This window comes from Mesorhizobium sp. BHbdii, assembly GCF_053848045.1.
Genome location: NZ_JBSPKX010000301.1, coordinates 1 through 404, shown reverse-complemented (window position 1 = coordinate 404; position 404 = coordinate 1). Strand labels below are relative to the sequence as shown.

Here is a 404-nt window from a genome sequence, read left to right as displayed (position 1 = left end):
CGTCATCATCCTGGCCGTGCTCTTCCTGCCGATCCCGGCCTTCCTCATCGACATCGGCCTCGCCTTCTCGATCGCGCTTTCGGTGCTGATCCTGATGGTGGCGCTGTGGATCCAGCGGCCGCTCGATTTCTCCTCGTTTCCGACCGTGCTGCTCATCGCCACGATGCTCAGGCTGTCCCTCAACATCGCCACCACGCGCATGATCCTGTCGCATGGCAATGAGGGCACGCACGCCGCAGGCTATGTCATCGCCGGCTTCTCCAAGCTGGTGATGGCCAGCGACTTCGTCATCGGCCTCATCGTTTTCATGATCCTGATCGTGGTGAACTTCATCGTCATCACCAAGGGCGCCACGCGTATCGCCGAAGTCGGCGCCCGGTTCACCCTCGACGCCATTCCCGGCA

1 protein-coding gene is annotated in these 404 nt (G+C 61.9%); it reads left to right on the top strand.

Annotation, left to right across the window (positions count from 1 at the left end; all coding sequences use genetic code 11):
* Positions 1-404, top strand: a 404-nt coding sequence (locus ACWTU8_RS33140; protein ID WP_455851417.1) for an FHIPEP family type III secretion protein, incomplete at both ends; no start/stop codon positions are given.